The sequence below is a fragment of the Buchnera aphidicola str. G002 (Myzus persicae) genome, from assembly GCF_000521565.1.
GTDB classification, from domain to species: domain Bacteria; phylum Pseudomonadota; class Gammaproteobacteria; order Enterobacterales; family Enterobacteriaceae; genus Buchnera; species Buchnera aphidicola_C.
Genome location: NZ_CP002701.1, coordinates 1 through 16,577 on the forward strand (window position 1 = coordinate 1; position 16,577 = coordinate 16,577).

Consider the following 16,577-nt stretch of genomic DNA (forward strand, 5'->3'; position numbering starts at 1 on the left):
TATCCACAGATTTCACCTTCACTAATAATAATAATAATATCATTATATTTTTCTTTATTTTTAATAAATAAAATAAAACAAAACAAAAAGATCTTTTTCTTTAAGATTTTATGTTTATAATTTACATGTGTTATCTTTAATTAAATATTAATATATATTAATAAAGTAATTTAAAATGGTCTAAAAAGGTTTTTATATGTTGAAATTAAAAAATTTTGATGTAATTATTATAGGTGCCGGACATGCTGGTACTGAAGCAGCTATGGCTTCAGCAAGAATGGGTTGTAAAACTCTGTTATTAACTCAAAAAATAACAGATTTAGGTGTTTTATCATGTAATCCAGCTATCGGAGGTATCGGAAAAAGTCATTTAGTAAAAGAAATAGATGCATTAGGTGGGATCATGGCAAAAGCTATTGATTATTCAGGTATTCAGTTTAGAATTTTAAATTCTACTAAAGGTCCAGCAGTTAGATCTACAAGAGCTCAAGCTGATAGAATTCTTTATCATCAAAATATTAAAAAAATATTACAAAAACAAAGTAATTTGTTAATTTTAGAAGAAGAAGTTAAAGATTTAATTATTAAAAATTATACTGTTGTAGGTATATTAACACAAAATGAAATTAATTTTTATTCAAGATCTATTGTTTTGGCGACAGGTACTTTTTTAGGTGGTAAAATACATATAGGGTTAAATAGTTATTCTGCTGGAAGAATGGGAGATAAATCTTCGATAGATTTGTCTGTTCGTTTAAGACAATTATCCTTAAAAGTTAACAGATTAAAGACTGGTACACCACCTCGAATTGATGTAAATACTATTAATTTTGATAATCTATTTGTACAATATGGAGATGTTCCTGTTCCAGTTTTTTCGTTTATGGGAGATCCGTTAGATCATCCAAAACAAATACCATGTTATCTTACATATACGAATGAAAAAACACATGAAATAATACGTAATAATTTAGATAAAAGTCCAATATATACCGGTTTTTTGAAAGGATTGGGACCACGATATTGTCCTTCTATAGAAGATAAGGTTGTACGTTTTCCGGATAGAAAATCACATCAGATTTTTTTAGAACCAGAAGGATTATCTAGTATTAAAATATATCCTAATGGAATTTCTACTAGTCTTCCTTTAAATATTCAAGAAAAAATAATAAAGTCTATTAAAGGTTTAGAAAAGTCTAAAATTATTAGTCCTGGATATGCTATTGAATACGATTTTTTTGATCCAAAAGATTTAAAACTTACTTTAGAAAGTAAGTTAATTAGTGGGCTTTTTTTTGCTGGTCAAATTAATGGAACAACTGGATATGAAGAAGCTGCTTCTCAAGGATTATTAGCTGGTTTAAACGCTGCATTAAATTCAATGAATTCTGAAGGTTGGTTCCCTAGACGTGATCAAGCATATTTAGGTGTTTTAATAGATGATCTTACTACCCAAGGTACACAAGAACCATATCGTATGTTTACTTCACGAGCTGAATACCGACTAACATTAAGAGAAGATAATGCGGATTTACGTTTAACTGATATTGGTCGTAAGATTGGATTAATAGATGATCTAAGATGGGCTCGTTATAATGAAAAATTATTGAATATTAAAACAGAAAGTAGGCGTTTGAAAGAAATAAAAATATATCCTAAATCATCTGATTCTGATTTTTTAAATAGGTTATGCAATATTAAATTAACGAAAGAAGTCAGTGCAGTCGATTTATTAAAAAGACCAGAAATTACATATAAAAGTTTAAAAAAATTAGAAATATTTAAAGAAGGAATTTCCGATTTAGAAGCTATTGAACAAATAGAAAATGAAATAAAATACGAAGGTTATATTAAAAGACAAAAAGAAGAAATTTATCGACAAATGAAAAATGAACATACTTTTTTATTATCTATTCAAGATTACAAAAAAATAAAAGGTTTATCTAATGAAGTAGCTGTAAAATTAAATACTTATAAACCTCTTTCTATTGGTCAGGCATCACGAATTTCTGGTATTACGCCTGCTGCAATATCTATTTTATTAGTTTATTTAAAAAAAGAATCTTATAGAAATGTTTTATAGTTTATTATTTTTTTAAAAAATTAAAATTTGATTTTCATTGATTTAAAATACATAATAATTTTTTATTAGTTTTATTATTTTAAGAATTTTTAAAAAAAATTATTTTTTAATTTTGTAATATTTTTTTTGTTGTATAATCTTCTTTAAAATTATAAAAAATGAGAAAATCCTATGATTTTAGAAAAGATATCAAATCCTCAAAAATATATTAGTCATCATTTAAGTCATTTACAGATAGATTTGTGTAGTTTTGAAATTGTAAAACCAGGAACATATTCTTCTCATTTTTGGATGTTAAATATTGATTCAATAATTTTTTCTTTTGTTTTAGGAAGTTTTTTTTTGAGTGTTTTTTATATAGTAGGAAAAAAAATTACTACAAGTATTCCGAATAAATTACAAGTTTTGATTGAATTGATTTTTGAATTTATTACTTCGAATGTAAAAAATATGTATCAAGGTAAAAATTCTTTAATTGCACCTCTATCGTTAACAGTTTTTATGTGGGTTTTTTTAATGAATCTCATGGATCTCGTGCCCATTGATTTTTTTCCATTTATTTCTGAAAAAGTATTTAAACTACCAGCTATGCGTATTGTACCTTCTGCTGATATCAATATTACTTTGTCAATGTCACTGGGTGTTTTTGTTTTAATTTTATTTTATACTGTTAAAATAAAAGGATTTATAGGTTTTTTAAAAGAACTAACTTTACAACCTTTTAATCATCCTGTATTTTTTGTTTTTAATTTTATATTAGAATTTGTCTCATTATTATCTAAACCAATTTCTTTGGGATTACGACTTTTTGGAAATATGTATGCAGGGGAAATGATTTTTATTTTGATTGCAGGTTTGCTTCCATGGTGGTCACAATGTTTATTAAATGTACCATGGGCTATTTTTCATATTTTAATAATTTCATTACAGGCTTTTATTTTTATGGTATTAACAATTGTTTATTTATCAATGGCTTCACAATCTCATAAAAATTAAAATATTATATGAATTTATTAGAAATAGAAACTGGAGTGTATAATGGGAAATTTAAATGTTGACATGCTTTATATAGCCGTAGCTATAATGGTGGGATTAGCATCCATTGGAGCTGCAATTGGAATAGGTATTTTAGGTGGTAAATTTTTAGAAGGTGCTGCTAGACAACCTGATTTGATTCCTTTACTCAGAACACAATTTTTTGTAGTAATGGGATTAGTTGATGCTATTCCAATGATTGCTGTAGGTTTAGGCCTATATATGCTTTTTGCTATTTCATGATTTTTTTAACAAATACTATTTTGATGATTGAAAAAAATCTTTACGTTTTTTTGATAACGTAAAGATTGATTTTTATTTTAATACAAAAGGTGCATGACTGTGAATTTGAATGCAACAATTCTTGGACAAACTATTTCATTTATTTTATTTGTCTGGTTTTGTATGAAGTATATTTGGCCTCCTATTATTTTAGCTATTGAAACTAGACAAAAAGAAATTAAACAATCATTAATTATTGCAAAACAAGCTAAAGAAGAATTATCTATTATTCAAAGAAAAATGGAAATAGAAATTCAAGAAGCAAAAGAAAAAGCATCTACTATTCTTAACGAAGCAAATAAACAAAAGTTGTTTATTTTAGAAACAGCAAAAGAACAAGCATTAGAAGAAAGTAAAAAAATTCTGATAAAAGCTCAATTAGAAATTGATATGAAAATAGCTTCTGCACGTAAGAATCTTCAAAAAGAAATAGTAGATTTATCTGTTTCTATAGCAGAAAAAGTTATTAAAAAAAATGTTTGTCAAGATAAAAATGAAATTTTAGTGGACGAATTAGTTGTTTCTTTATCACAGGTAAAAAATTAATGTCAGTAGAACATACTATTGCTAGACCGTATGCTAGAGCAATATTTGAAATTGCGGTGAATAGTAATTCCATTGAAAAATGGAAAGAAATGTTAATTTTTATTAATGTAATTGCTTCTTGTGAAAAAGTTAGAAAATTTTTATCAGGTTCTCTTTCACCTAAATATCTAGCATCAATTTTTATAATTGTTGGTGGAGAAATAATTAATCAAGAAGCAAAAAATTTAATAAGAGTATTAGCTGAAAATCAACGTTTGAAAATATTAGATAGTATATTAGAACAGTTTTTAGCATTAGAAGCAGATTATAAAAAAATTGTAATTATTGAATTGAGAACAGCGTTTCTTTTAAAAGAAAAACAGATTGTCAAAATACGAAAAACACTAGAAAAATATTTTTCAAGTAAGATTAAACTTGTGTATAAAATTGATGAATATATACTTGACGGTATTATTATAAAAGTGAATAACATAGTTTTTGATTTATCTGTTCGAAGTTATCTTAAACAATTATCAGATGCTTTAAATTTTTAAGAGAAAAATAATATATGCGATTAAATTCGACAGAAATTACTAAATTAATTAAAGAAAGAATAACTCAATTTGAAATATTAAATGAATCTTATAATGAAGGTACTATCATTTCTATTAGTGATGGTATTATCAGAATTAATGGTCTTTCCAATGTAATGTTAGGTGAAATGATTCTATTGCCTAATCATCAATATGCAATAGCTTTAAATATTGAAAGAGATACAATTGGTGCTGTAGTTATGGGGCCTTATATTCATGTTACCGAAGGTATGCAAGTTAAGTGTACAGGTAAAATTTTAGAAGTGCCAGTAGGTGTTAATTTACTTGGACGCGTAGTAAATGCATTGGGTAGTCCTATTGATGGAAAAGAGTCTATAAAAAATGATGGTTATTTTCCGGTAGAAGCTGATGCACCTGGTGTTATTGAACGTCAGTCAATCAATCAACCAATACAAACAGGTTATAAAGTTATTGATGCGATGATTCCTATTGGACGAGGACAACGTGAGTTAATTATTGGTGATAGACAAACAGGAAAAACTGCACTTGCTATTGATACAATTATTAACCAAAAATCATCTGGTATTAAATGTATTTATGTTGCTATTGGACAAAAACTTTCTACTGTTATTAATGTTGTTAAAAAATTAGAAGAAAATGATGCTTTATTTAATACGATTATAGTTGTAGCTTCTGCTTCAGAAGCTGCTGCTTTACAATATTTAGCACCGTATTCTGGTTGTGCAATGGCTGAATATTTTCGCAATCAAGGACAAGATGCATTAATTATTTATGATGACCTTTCAAAACATGCTGTAGCTTACCGTCAAATCTCTTTGTTATTACGTAGACCTCCAGGTCGAGAAGCTTTTCCAGGAGATATATTTTATCTTCATTCTCGTTTGTTAGAACGATCATCTCGTATTTCTTTAGAACATGTTCAAAACATCACTAAAAATAAAAATATTAAACAGACTGGTTCAATTACAGCTTTGCCTATTATTGAAACACAATCAGGAGATGTTTCTGCATTTGTTCCTACGAATGTAATCTCTATTACTGATGGTCAGATATTTTTAGAATCAAATTTATTTAATTCAGGTATTCGTCCTGCTGTAAATCCTGGTATATCTGTTTCTCGTGTAGGTAGTGCTGCACAAACTAAAATCATAAAAAAATTATCTTCCGGAATTCGTACAGCATTAGCTCAATATCAAGAATTAGTAGCATTTTCACAATTTGCATCTGATTTAGATGAAATAACTAGAAAACAGCTAAATTATGGTCAAAAAATTACAGAATTATTAAAGCAAAAACAATATTCTCCTATGTCTGTAGCTGAACAAGGACTCATACTTTTTGTTGCAGAAAATAATTTTCTTGATGATGTTTCTGTAGATGAAATTGTTAAATTTGAAAAATTAATATTACTTTATGCACATAATTATCATTCAGAGTTAATGGAAGCAATTAATAAGGATGGTATTTTTAATGATGTCATAGAAAAAAAATTTATACAATTAATTACTGATTTTAAAAAAACTCAATTTTAATTAAATATATTTCATAAGTTAAAAAGAGAAGATAGTGACTAGTACAAAAGAAATAAAAAATCAAATAATTAGTGTTATTAATACAAAAAAAATTACGAAAGCCATGGAAATGGTTGCAGTATCTAAAATGAGAAAAACTGAAGAAAGAATGCGATCTGGTCGTCCATATTCTGATATTATTAGGAAAGTGATTGAACACGTTTTACAAGGAAATTTAGAATATAGACATAGTTATTTAGAAAAAAGAGTAATTAAACGTATTGGAATGATTGTTATTTCTACTGATAGAGGACTATGTGGAAGTTTAAATAGTAACCTTTTTAAAAAAGTTTTATTAAAAATTCAAAAATTTACTAAAATAAATATTCCATGTGATTTTATACTATTTGGTTTGAAAAGTTTATCTGTTTTTAAATTATTTGGTAGTCATATTCTCTCTAAAACAACTAATTTAGGAGTCAATCCCAATTTAATAGACTTAATTAATTCTGTTGAAATTATATTAGAAGAATATCGATCTAATCGTATTGATAAAATTTTTGTTGCCTATAATAAATTTTATAATAAAATGTTGCAACAACCTAAAGTAATGCAATTACTACCTTTATCTAGAAATAGTATGGAAAATATTAGTACCAAAAAATGGGACTATTTATATGAACCAGAATCAAAATTTATTTTAGATACTTTATTTAAACGATATGTTGAATCTCAAGTCTATCAAAGTATTTTAGAAAATATAGCAAGTGAACAAGCTGCTCGTATGATTGCAATGAAAACTGCAACAGATAATAGTGGTAATCGCATTAAAGAGTTGCAATTAATATATAATAGAGTTCGACAAGCTAACATTACTCAAGAATTAACTGAAATTGTTGCTGGTGCATCAGCAGTTTCAATTAATTAAAAATTAGTTAGAGGTTTTAAAAAATTATGTCTACTGGCAAAATTATCCAAATTATTGGTGCGATAGTCGATGTAGAATTTCATCAAGATTCAGTACCAAAAATATATAATGCTTTAGAAGTACACCATAAGCATGGTAAATTGATATTAGAAGTACAACAACAATTAGGTGCAGGTGTTGTTCGAACTATTGCTATGGGCTCTTCTGATGGTTTAAAAAGGGGTCTAGTCGTCACTGATCTCGAACATTATATAAAAGTACCAGTAGGAGAAGCAACATTAGGTCGTATTCTGAATGTATTAGGTGAAACAATAGATCATAAAGGTGTATTAAAAAATAAAAAAAACATTGATATAGAATATTGGGAAATTCATCGTTCTCCGCCTAGTTATCAGGAACAGGCTAGTTCTCAGGAAATATTAGAAACTGGTATAAAAGTGATTGATTTAATTTGTCCTTTTGCAAAAGGTGGTAAAGTTGGTTTATTTGGTGGTGCTGGTGTAGGTAAAACTGTAAACATGATGGAATTGATTCGCAATATTGCAATAGAACATTCTGGTTATTCAGTCTTTACTGGAGTAGGAGAAAGAACTCGCGAAGGAAATGATTTTTATCATGAAATGAATGATTCTAAAGTATTAGATAAAGTTTCTCTTGTATATGGACAAATGAACGAACCTCCAGGTAATAGATTAAGAGTTGCTTTTACTGGTCTGACCATTGCAGAAAAATTTCGTGATGAAGGAAAAGACGTTTTACTTTTTATTGATAATATTTATCGGTATACATTAGCAGGTACAGAAGTTTCTGCATTATTAGGACGTATGCCATCCGCAGTAGGCTATCAACCAACTTTAGCAGAAGAAATGGGTTTACTTCAAGAAAGGATTACTTCCACAAAAAAAGGTTCAATTACTTCTGTTCAGGCTGTCTATGTTCCTGCTGATGATTTAACAGATCCTTCACCTGCTACAACTTTTGCACATTTAGATTCTACTGTTACATTAAGCCGTCAAATAGCATCGTTAGGTATCTATCCTGCTATTGATCCTTTAAATTCGACAAGTCGTCAATTAGATCCTTATATCGTAGGTGAAGAACATTATAAAACAGCCTTAGGTGTGCAATCAATATTACAAAGATATCAAGAATTAAAAGATATTATTGCTATTTTAGGTATGGATGAGCTTTCAGAACAAGACAAATTATTAGTATCAAGATCACGTAAAATACAAAGGTTTTTATCTCAACCATTTTTTGTTGCGGAAGTATTTACTGGTTTTCCAGGAAAATATGTTTCCTTAAAAGATAATATTCGTGCATTTAAAGGAATTATAGAAGGTGAATTCGATCATCTACCAGAGCAAGCATTTTATATGGTAGGTTCTATTGAAGAAGTTATAGAAAAAGCTAAAAGTTTATAATATTTAGGATATATCTATGAATTTTTATTTAGATGTTGTGAGTGTTGAAAAACGCATATTTTCTGGATTAGTAAAAAAAATACGCGTATCCGGAAGTGAAGGCGAACTTGGTATTTATCCAGGACATGTTCAATTATTAAGTATTATTAAACCTGGTATGGTACATATTTTTCATACAGAAGGAAAAGAAGAATGTATTTATATATCTGGAGGTATATTAGAAGTTCAACCATCTATTGTTTCTATCTTATCAGATATCGCTATTCCTGCTGTTGATTTAGATCGTAGATCTATTTTACAAGCAAAAAAAAATGCAGAAAAAAAAATTAATAATGAAAATTTAAAAATAAAAAAAAATGATATTTTATTAGAAATTTCTAAAGAAATTGCAAAATTACGTGTTCTTGAAATGATGGATAAATTCAAATGAAAAAACATTTCGCGGCTGGTTTTTTCCTGCCGCAAGTATTTTAAAGATGTTATAGTTGATTAAAATTTTTTCATATATCAATATTTTCTGCTTTTAAAGCATTTTTTTCTATAAATTTTCGTCTAGGTTCAACTGCATCTCCCATTAAGGTATTAAATAAATTATTCGCAGAGATTGCATCTTGAATACTAACTTGTAACATATTTCTAGTTTCAGGATTCATGGTTGTATTCCATAATTGTTCTGGATTCATTTCTCCTAATCCTTTATAACGTTGTATAAATAAACCACGTTTAGATTGTTGGATTAACCATTCTAAAGTGTTTTTTATATTATCTATTTTATAGCTAGATCCTGTTTTTTCTACAAAAACTTCATGTATAAAAAAATTTTGAAATATTTTACCTAAATTAGTAATCAAGAAATATTCTTTACTTTTAAAAAAATCTGCTTTAAATTCATATTTAACATGATATGAGTATCTAGAGATTTTTATAGTAGGTTCAAATATATTTTGATGTATGTTCTTTTTTATTTCTGTAGAATAAGAATTATTATTATAATCTTTTTTATTCAATTTATCTGATAAAGTATTTATCCAAATTTCTACTGTATTAATATTATTTAAATTATCTAAATGAGGATGATAAATAAGTTCATTTAAAATTACTTTTGGAAAGTAATGTTTGTTTTTTTCCATGATAATTAGAATTGAATTATATTCAGATATCATTTTTTTAAATTTTTGTATGTTTTTATTAATATCAGGATTATTATTACTTTTTAACATTAAATCTTTTAGAGCATTTTTAATTTGATATTTATTCATGTCTTGATCATTTTTAATATATTCTTCTTTTTTTCCTTTTTTTACTTTGTATAATGGAGGTTGTGCAATATAAATATGTCCTTTTTCAATTAATTCTGGTAATTGACGATAAAAAAAAGTTAAAAGTAATGTTCGAATATGTGCACCGTCTACATCCGCATCAGTCATGATAATAATATAGTTATATCTTAATTTATCTATGTTATATTCGTTTTTACCAATTCCACAGCCTAATGCAGTTATTAGAGAAGATAATTCTTGAGATAAAAGCATTTTTTCAAATTTTGATTTTTCGACATTTAATATTTTTCCTTTTAAAGGAAGTATAGCTTGATTTTTTCGATTTCTTCCTTGTTTTGCGGATCCACCAGCTGAATCACCTTCAACTAAATAAATTTCTGAAAGTTTAGGATCATTTTCTTGACAATCAGATAATTTTCCAGGTAAAGCTCCTAAATCTAATATTCCTTTTTTTTTGTTTATTTCTCTAGCACGTCGTGCAGCTTCTCTTGTTTTTGCAGCAGTGATGACTTTTTGAATAATAGATTTGGCATCAGTGGGATTTTCTAAAAGATATTCAATAAGATTTTCGTTAATTAATGATTCTATAATTGATCTTGCTTCAGAAGATACTAACTTATCTTTAGTTTGAGAAGAGAACTTTGGATCAGGTATTTTAATTGATATAATAGCTGTTAATCCTTCACGTGCATCTTCACCTATAATAGTTGTTTTATTTTTTTTATTATATCCTTCTCTTTCTATATGGAGGTTTAAAGTCCGAGTTAGACCAGAACGAAAACCTGCTAAATGTGTTCCTCCATCTTTTTGCGGTATATTATTAGTGAAACATAATATATTTTCTTTATGTGAATTAGTCCATTGCATAGCAACTTCTAATTCTATTTGATTTCTCATAGATCGAAAATAAAAAATGCGTGAATGAATTAGTATTTGATTTATATTTAGGAATTTAATAAAAGCTTTAATGCCTCCTTTATGTTGATAATGGTTTTTTATATTAGTTCTGTTATCTTTTAGATGAATTGAAATATTTGCATTTAGAAAAGATAGTTCGCGTAATCTTTTAGACAAAATTTCATATTGAAATTGGATGTTATTAGTAAATGTTTTATAACTAGGCCAAAATCTTATATAAGTACCTGTAGTATCACTTTTCCCAATAATAGAAAGAGGGTGATCTGGTTTTCCATTTCTATATATTTGTTGATATTTTTTTTTATTTTTATAAATTATAAGTTCTAATTTTTCTGACAGAGCATTTACAACTGATATTCCTACACCATGTAATCCACCTGATATTTTATATGAAGAATTATCAAATTTACCTCCTGCATGTAGTACTGTCATAATCACTTCTGCAGCTGAAATATTTTCTTCAGGATGAATATCAGTAGGAATACCTCTTCCATTATCTTTAACAGATACAGAATTATCTGAATGAATAATAATTATAATTTCTTTACAATAACCTGATAATGCTTCATCAATAGAATTATCTACAACTTCAAAAACCATGTGATGCAATCCACTTCCATCATCTGTATCTCCAATATACATACCTGGTCGTTTACGAACCGCATCGAGCCCTCTTAAAATTTTTATATTAGAAGAATCATATATATTTGTCATGAATTTTCCTATTTAATTAAATGATTTTTTTATTAAAAAAGAAATATTTTTTAAATATTTATCGTTTTAATAACATTACGACATATAAAGTAGCAGTATCATTTTCTGATTTTATTTGAATAGAATTATTAGATTCATTCAAATATAAAAAGATATTTTCACTAGTAATAGTATTTAATACATCAATTATATAATATACATTCATGGACATTTTTATTGTCTTCCCAGAATAATTGATATTAAATTTATCTTCTGCTGTTTCTTCTTCCTGATTATCAGAGAATACTTTCAGTTGATTATGTTTAATATGCATTTCTATTCCACAAAATTTTTCATGTGATAAAATAGCTACACGCAATAGTGATTTTTTTAGTAATTGACAATTTAAAATAATTGGTTCTTTTTTTATATTAATTAAAATACTTTCATAATCAGGATACTTACCTTCAATGAGCTGAGTAGTAAAAATTAAATCTCCTATATGTATTCTAATATTATTTTTACCAATCAAAATATGTATTAATTGTTTTTGAATATTTAATAATCTATATAATTCAAGTATACCTTTTCTTGGAATAATTACTGAGAAAGGAATTATATCTTTTTTTAAAAAAATTTTTGAGATTGCTAGACGGTATCCATCTGTAGCAACAGTACGAAGGAACGTGTTATTTTTTTCTAATAACATGCCATTCAAATAATATCGAACATCTTGTTTGCCCATAGAAAATTGAGTTTTTTCGATCATATTTTTTAAAATATCTGAAGAGATGAAAAATTCAGAAATATGACGAAAATCATGATGATTAGGAAAATTATCAGATGGTAAAGTAGTTAATATATAATTACTGTTATTAGAAGTAATATGCATTTTGTTTTCATATAATTGCATCTGCATTTCTGATGATTCTAATGCATTTCGACAAATGTCTAAGAGTTTTTTACCAGAAATTGTTATAGTTCCAGATGTATATTTTTTTGATACTGTAATATTAGAAATTAATTCTATTTCTAAGTTTGTTGTTGTTAACGATAAAATTCCATTTTTAATAGTAATTAATATATTTTCTAAAATAGGAAATGCAGTATTTTTAATAATTAAGCGATTTATTTTTTGTAGATGCTTAATTAAAATATTATTATTAATGTTAAATTTCATATAATCACACTGATAGAGTTCTAATTAAATTTGAAAAATCTTCTTTAATATCATGACTTTCTTCTCTTAATTGTTCAATTTTTCGACATGCGTGTAATACTGTTGTATGATCTCTCCCACTAAAAGCATCTCCAATTTCAGGTAAACTATGATTTGTCAATTCTTTAGCCATAGCCATGGCCATCTGTCTCGGACGAGCTACTGAACGTGAACGTCTCTTAGATAATAAGTCTGCTACTTTAATTTTATAATATTCAGCTACTGTTTTTTGAATATTATCGATAGTAATAAGTTTTTCTTGTAAAGCTAGTATATCTCGAAGTGCTTCACGAACAAAGTCTACCGTAATCGTTCGATGGGTAAAATGAGCATTCACAATGACTCGATTAAGAGCTCCTTCTAATTCACGTACGTTAGAACGTAACCGTTTTGCAATAAAAAAAGCAACTTCATCAGATAATACAATATTATTTTCATCAGCTTTTTTTATAAGAATAGCGACTCTAGTTTCTAGTTCTGGTGGATCTATAGCTACAGTAAGCCCCCAACCAAATCTAGATTTAAGACGATCTTCAACACCATTTATTTCTTTGGGATAACGATCTGAAGTTAAAATTATTTGTTGATTACCTTCTAGTAATGCGTTAAATGTATGAAAAAATTCTTCTTGTGACCGTTCTTTGTTTGCAAAAAATTGAATGTCATCAATTAATAATGCATCAACTGAACGATAGTATAATTTAAATTTTTCAATAGCATTATTTTGTAGTGCTTTTACCATATCTTGGACAAAACGTTCAGAGTGCATATAGATAATTTTAATATCATATTTATATGCTAGAATTCCGTTTCCTATAGCATGAAGCAGATGTGTTTTTCCTAATCCTGTGCCACCATATAAATATAATGGATTATAAGAATTTCCAGGATTTTTAGCTACTTGAGATGCTGCAGCTCTTGCTAGCTGATTAGATTTACCTTCTATAAAATTTTCAAAATTATGTTTTTTGTTAATATTGGAACGATAAGATGATTTTTTAAATGTTGGGATTTCATCCCAGATAAGTTTTTTATTTTTATTGTTAAAGCTATTTGCAATATTTTTTTTTAATTTTTTTTCTTTAGAATGATGGTATATTCTAAATTTTACTAATGGCGGACTAGAACCACAAAAATCTTGCAATATTATTTTAATCTGAATTAAGTATTTATCTTTTACCCAATCTAAAACAAATTTATTTGGAGCATATATTTCTAAGATATTATTGTTTATTTTGGCCTTAAGAGAGCGTATCCACATACTAAACTCTGTAGTTGGTAGCTCATCCTGTAACCGGTCAAGACACTGTTTCCAAAGACAAAGTGACACGGTAGACTCCAATCGAACAAAAATTAATAAAAAATAAAATTTGAAAAATTATTGTTTCTTTATATATTTATTTTGAGATATATAATTTTATGCAAATAATTTACATAAAATTATATTTTTTTACATTAAAAGTTATACAATCTAAGATTGGTGAGTATAACGCAAAAGGATGTAATATATTTTTGAGATATTTTATTTATCTAAAGAAGTGATTTTTAGATTTACTGTTATTTTTTAAATAGAAATATAGTTATCATAACAGAATATAAAATTAAAAATGTTTTTTTAGATAAGTTAATTTTGTATCTATTTTTTATGTTTATACAATCAATAAGAATCATTTATGTAAGTAGAGATTTACATAAAGTTAATTGACTATATAATTAATAATATTTACTCTTATTTAAAGTCCACACCATAAATCATATTTAATGAAAATTATTAGGTAATATTAAAATGAAACGAACTTTTCAACCATCAGTCTTAAAACGTAATCGATCACATGGATTTAGAATTCGTATGGCAACAAAAAATGGTCGTTATATTTTATCACGCAGACGTGCTAAATTGAGAACACGTTTAACTGTTTCTAGTAAATAGTAGGTTAATATTGTGCTAGATTATTTTTTTAAAAAAAAATTAAGATTGTTGAATTCTGTAAATTTTCAATATGTTTTTAGTCAACCCTCTAAAAAAAATACTTTAGAGATAAGTATATTAGGACGTTTGAATTTTTTACAATATCCTAGATTAGGTCTAAGTATACCTCGTAAAAATATTAAACATGCTCATAATCGAAATTTAATTAAACGATTAGTTCGAGAAACTTTTCGTTTATTACAACATAAATTAATTGCAATGGATTTTATCGTTATAGCACAAAAAAAAATTACTAATTTAAAGAACAAAAAGATAATAAATATGTTAAACATTTTATGGTCTAATTATTACCGATAATTTTATTATCTACTTAATTCAAATCATTTTGTCATGAATACAATTAAATTATCAATTGTATTCCATCCATATATTATTTTTTTATATATTTTAATGATTTATTTTTTTTAAATCATAGATTTAAACAGTAGATAGCTATAATTATTTAATTTTAAATATTAAAGATACAAGTGAATATTAATTATGGAAGTACAACGTAATTTTTTTATTTTTGCTTTTTTATTTGTTTCTTTTTTGCTTTGGCAAGCATGGCAAAGTCAATCATTTCCAAGAAACAAAATGAATGAAAAAACAGAAAAAATTTTTCATTTAACTGGTACAAATAAAAATAAAAAACAAATTTTTCTTAAAAATAATGTAGTTAGTTTATTAGTAAATATGTATGGAGGTGATATAGAAGAAGCAAATTTACTTGCATATAAAGAGACATTATATTCATCTCATCCTTTTAAACTTCTTGAAACTACACCTGATTTTATTTATCAGGCACAAAGTGGTTTAATTGGTAAAAATGGTCCAGATAGTTCAATATATAATACTAGACCATTATATTCTTCTAATAAAAAATTTTTCGAACTAAAAGAAGGTCAAAAAGAACTACGTGTTCCAATAAAATGGAGTGATAAAAACGGTGTAACTTATACAAAAATTTTCATTCTCAAACCCGATAGATACGACATTGAAGTAGAATATGATATTTGTAATTTGAGTAAAGATAGATTAGAAATGAATATGTTTGGCCAAATTAAACAAACAATCAAGTTACCTAAAAATCGTGATATTTATAGTGGTAATTTTGCTCTTCAAACATTTCGTGGTGCTGCTTATTCTAGTACTACTAATAAATATGAAAAATATAAATTCGATACAATTTCTAACAATAAAAACTTAAACGTTATTACAGAAAAAGGATGGATTGCAATGTTACAGCAATATTTTGCTGTTGCTTGGATTCCTGATAATTTAGGTCAAAATACAATATATACTTCTAGTTTAGATAACGGTGTTGTAGCAATTGGTTATAAGTCATCTTCTATTAATATTTTACCAAATTCTAGAACTTTGATAAAATCAAAATTATGGGTTGGTCCTGAAATACAAAAAGAAATGAAATTAGTAGCTCCAAATTTAGATTTAACAGTCGATTATGGTTGGCTCTGGTTTTTATCTCAACCGTTGTTTAAATTATTAACTATTATAAATAGTATTATAAATAACTGGGGTTTTTCTATTATTTTAATTACTTTTATTATGAAAATAATAACTTATCCTCTGACAAAATCACAATATGTTTCAATGTCAAAAATACGTGCATTACAACCCAAAATTAAAGAAATAAAAGAAGCGTTTTCAGATAACAAACAACGAATTAGTCAAGAAATGATTATTTTATATAAAAAAGAAAAAATAAATCCTTTAGGTGGATTTTTACCTGTTTTTATTCAAATGCCAGTTTTCTTATCTCTTTATTATATGCTGATAGGTTCTGTTGAATTACGTCATGCTCCTTTTGTATTATGGATTAAAGATTTATCTAGTCAGGATCCATTTTATGTATTGCCTATAATAATGGGTTTGACGATGTTTTTTATTCAAAAAACATCATCTAATAATATTTCTGATCCTATTCAAAAAAAGATTATGAATTTTATGCCTGTTATTTTTACAGTGTTTTTTTTATGGTTTCCTTCAGGATTAGTTTTGTATTACATTGTTAGTAATTTAGTCACTATTATACAACAAAAGTTTATTTTTTCTAATTTTAAAAGCAATTAGTTTCATAAGATTAATATTTCAAAAATTGAAAAATAAATAAT

The 16,577-nt window shown here is 26.4% G+C and carries 15 protein-coding genes; 12 read left to right on the top strand and 3 right to left on the bottom strand.

What is annotated here, in order from left to right:
• Positions 1-196 precede the first annotated feature (196 nt).
• The 9 genes from mnmG to BUMPG002_RS00045 all read left to right on the top strand — a co-directional run bounded on the left by mnmG (position 197) and on the right by BUMPG002_RS00045 (position 8,793).
• Positions 197-2,083 carry a tRNA uridine-5-carboxymethylaminomethyl(34) synthesis enzyme MnmG gene (mnmG, locus tag BUMPG002_RS00005; protein ID WP_025368665.1) on the top strand — a complete coding sequence of 629 codons (1,887 nt, stop codon included), beginning with the start codon at positions 197-199 and terminating at the stop codon, positions 2,081-2,083.
• Between the two features lie 171 nt (positions 2,084-2,254).
• A complete protein-coding gene (gene atpB, locus BUMPG002_RS00010) occupies positions 2,255-3,079 on the top strand; it encodes a F0F1 ATP synthase subunit A (RefSeq protein ID WP_025368666.1) in 825 nt (274 codons plus the stop codon).
• 42 nt (positions 3,080-3,121) lie between these two features.
• Positions 3,122-3,361 (top strand): F0F1 ATP synthase subunit C, encoded by a 240-nt coding sequence (atpE, locus tag BUMPG002_RS00015; protein WP_025368667.1) that lies wholly within the window; start codon positions 3,122-3,124, stop codon positions 3,359-3,361.
• Positions 3,362-3,454: 93 nt separating this feature from the next.
• A complete protein-coding gene (locus BUMPG002_RS00020; RefSeq protein ID WP_235065610.1) occupies positions 3,455-3,946 on the top strand; it encodes a F0F1 ATP synthase subunit B in 492 nt (163 codons plus the stop codon).
• Positions 3,946-4,479 carry a F0F1 ATP synthase subunit delta gene (locus BUMPG002_RS00025; RefSeq protein ID WP_025368669.1) on the top strand — a complete coding sequence of 178 codons (534 nt, stop codon included), beginning with the start codon at positions 3,946-3,948 and terminating at the stop codon, positions 4,477-4,479. Before BUMPG002_RS00020 ends, BUMPG002_RS00025 begins: the two co-directional genes overlap by 1 nt.
• Positions 4,480-4,493: 14 nt before the next feature.
• Positions 4,494-6,032: a F0F1 ATP synthase subunit alpha gene (gene atpA / locus BUMPG002_RS00030; RefSeq protein WP_025368670.1), complete on the top strand. Its 1,539-nt coding sequence runs from the start codon at positions 4,494-4,496 to the stop codon at positions 6,030-6,032.
• A gap of 34 nt (positions 6,033-6,066) precedes the next feature.
• Positions 6,067-6,939: a F0F1 ATP synthase subunit gamma gene (atpG, locus tag BUMPG002_RS00035; protein ID WP_025368671.1), complete on the top strand. Its 873-nt coding sequence runs from the start codon at positions 6,067-6,069 to the stop codon at positions 6,937-6,939.
• Between the two features lie 26 nt (positions 6,940-6,965).
• Positions 6,966-8,363, top strand: coding sequence for a F0F1 ATP synthase subunit beta (gene atpD, locus BUMPG002_RS00040; protein ID WP_025368672.1), 1,398 nt, complete (start codon positions 6,966-6,968; stop codon positions 8,361-8,363).
• Between the two features lie 16 nt (positions 8,364-8,379).
• Positions 8,380-8,793 (top strand): F0F1 ATP synthase subunit epsilon, encoded by a 414-nt coding sequence (locus tag BUMPG002_RS00045; RefSeq protein WP_079172786.1) that lies wholly within the window; start codon positions 8,380-8,382, stop codon positions 8,791-8,793.
• 70 nt (positions 8,794-8,863) lie between these two features.
• Here BUMPG002_RS00045 and gyrB read toward each other — a convergent pair whose 3' ends face one another.
• The 3 genes from gyrB to dnaA are packed head-to-tail and all read right to left on the bottom strand — an operon-like array spanning position 8,864 to position 13,803.
• On the bottom strand, positions 8,864-11,275 hold the full coding sequence (gene gyrB / locus BUMPG002_RS00050) for a DNA topoisomerase (ATP-hydrolyzing) subunit B (RefSeq protein WP_025368674.1): 2,412 nt from the start codon (positions 11,273-11,275) through the stop codon (positions 8,864-8,866).
• A gap of 58 nt (positions 11,276-11,333) precedes the next feature.
• Positions 11,334-12,434 carry a DNA polymerase III subunit beta gene (gene dnaN, locus BUMPG002_RS00055; protein WP_025384556.1) on the bottom strand — a complete coding sequence of 367 codons (1,101 nt, stop codon included), beginning with the start codon at positions 12,432-12,434 and terminating at the stop codon, positions 11,334-11,336.
• 4 nt (positions 12,435-12,438) lie between these two features.
• Entirely contained in the window at positions 12,439-13,803 is a 1,365-nt protein-coding gene (gene dnaA, locus BUMPG002_RS00060) for a chromosomal replication initiator protein DnaA (RefSeq protein WP_025368676.1), read from the bottom strand.
• 456 nt (positions 13,804-14,259) lie between these two features.
• Here dnaA and rpmH point away from each other — a divergent pair, with 456 nt between their 5' ends.
• The 3 genes from rpmH (at position 14,260) to yidC (ending at position 16,536) form a co-directional block, all read left to right on the top strand.
• Positions 14,260-14,403 (top strand): 50S ribosomal protein L34, encoded by a 144-nt coding sequence (gene rpmH / locus BUMPG002_RS00065; RefSeq protein ID WP_025368677.1) that lies wholly within the window; start codon positions 14,260-14,262, stop codon positions 14,401-14,403.
• 12 nt (positions 14,404-14,415) lie between these two features.
• On the top strand, positions 14,416-14,760 hold the full coding sequence (gene rnpA / locus BUMPG002_RS00070; RefSeq protein WP_025368678.1) for a ribonuclease P protein component: 345 nt from the start codon (positions 14,416-14,418) through the stop codon (positions 14,758-14,760).
• A gap of 183 nt (positions 14,761-14,943) precedes the next feature.
• Positions 14,944-16,536, top strand: a complete 1,593-nt coding sequence (gene yidC, locus BUMPG002_RS00075) for a membrane protein insertase YidC (protein WP_025368679.1) — start codon at positions 14,944-14,946, stop codon at positions 16,534-16,536.
• Positions 16,537-16,577 lie beyond the last annotated feature (41 nt).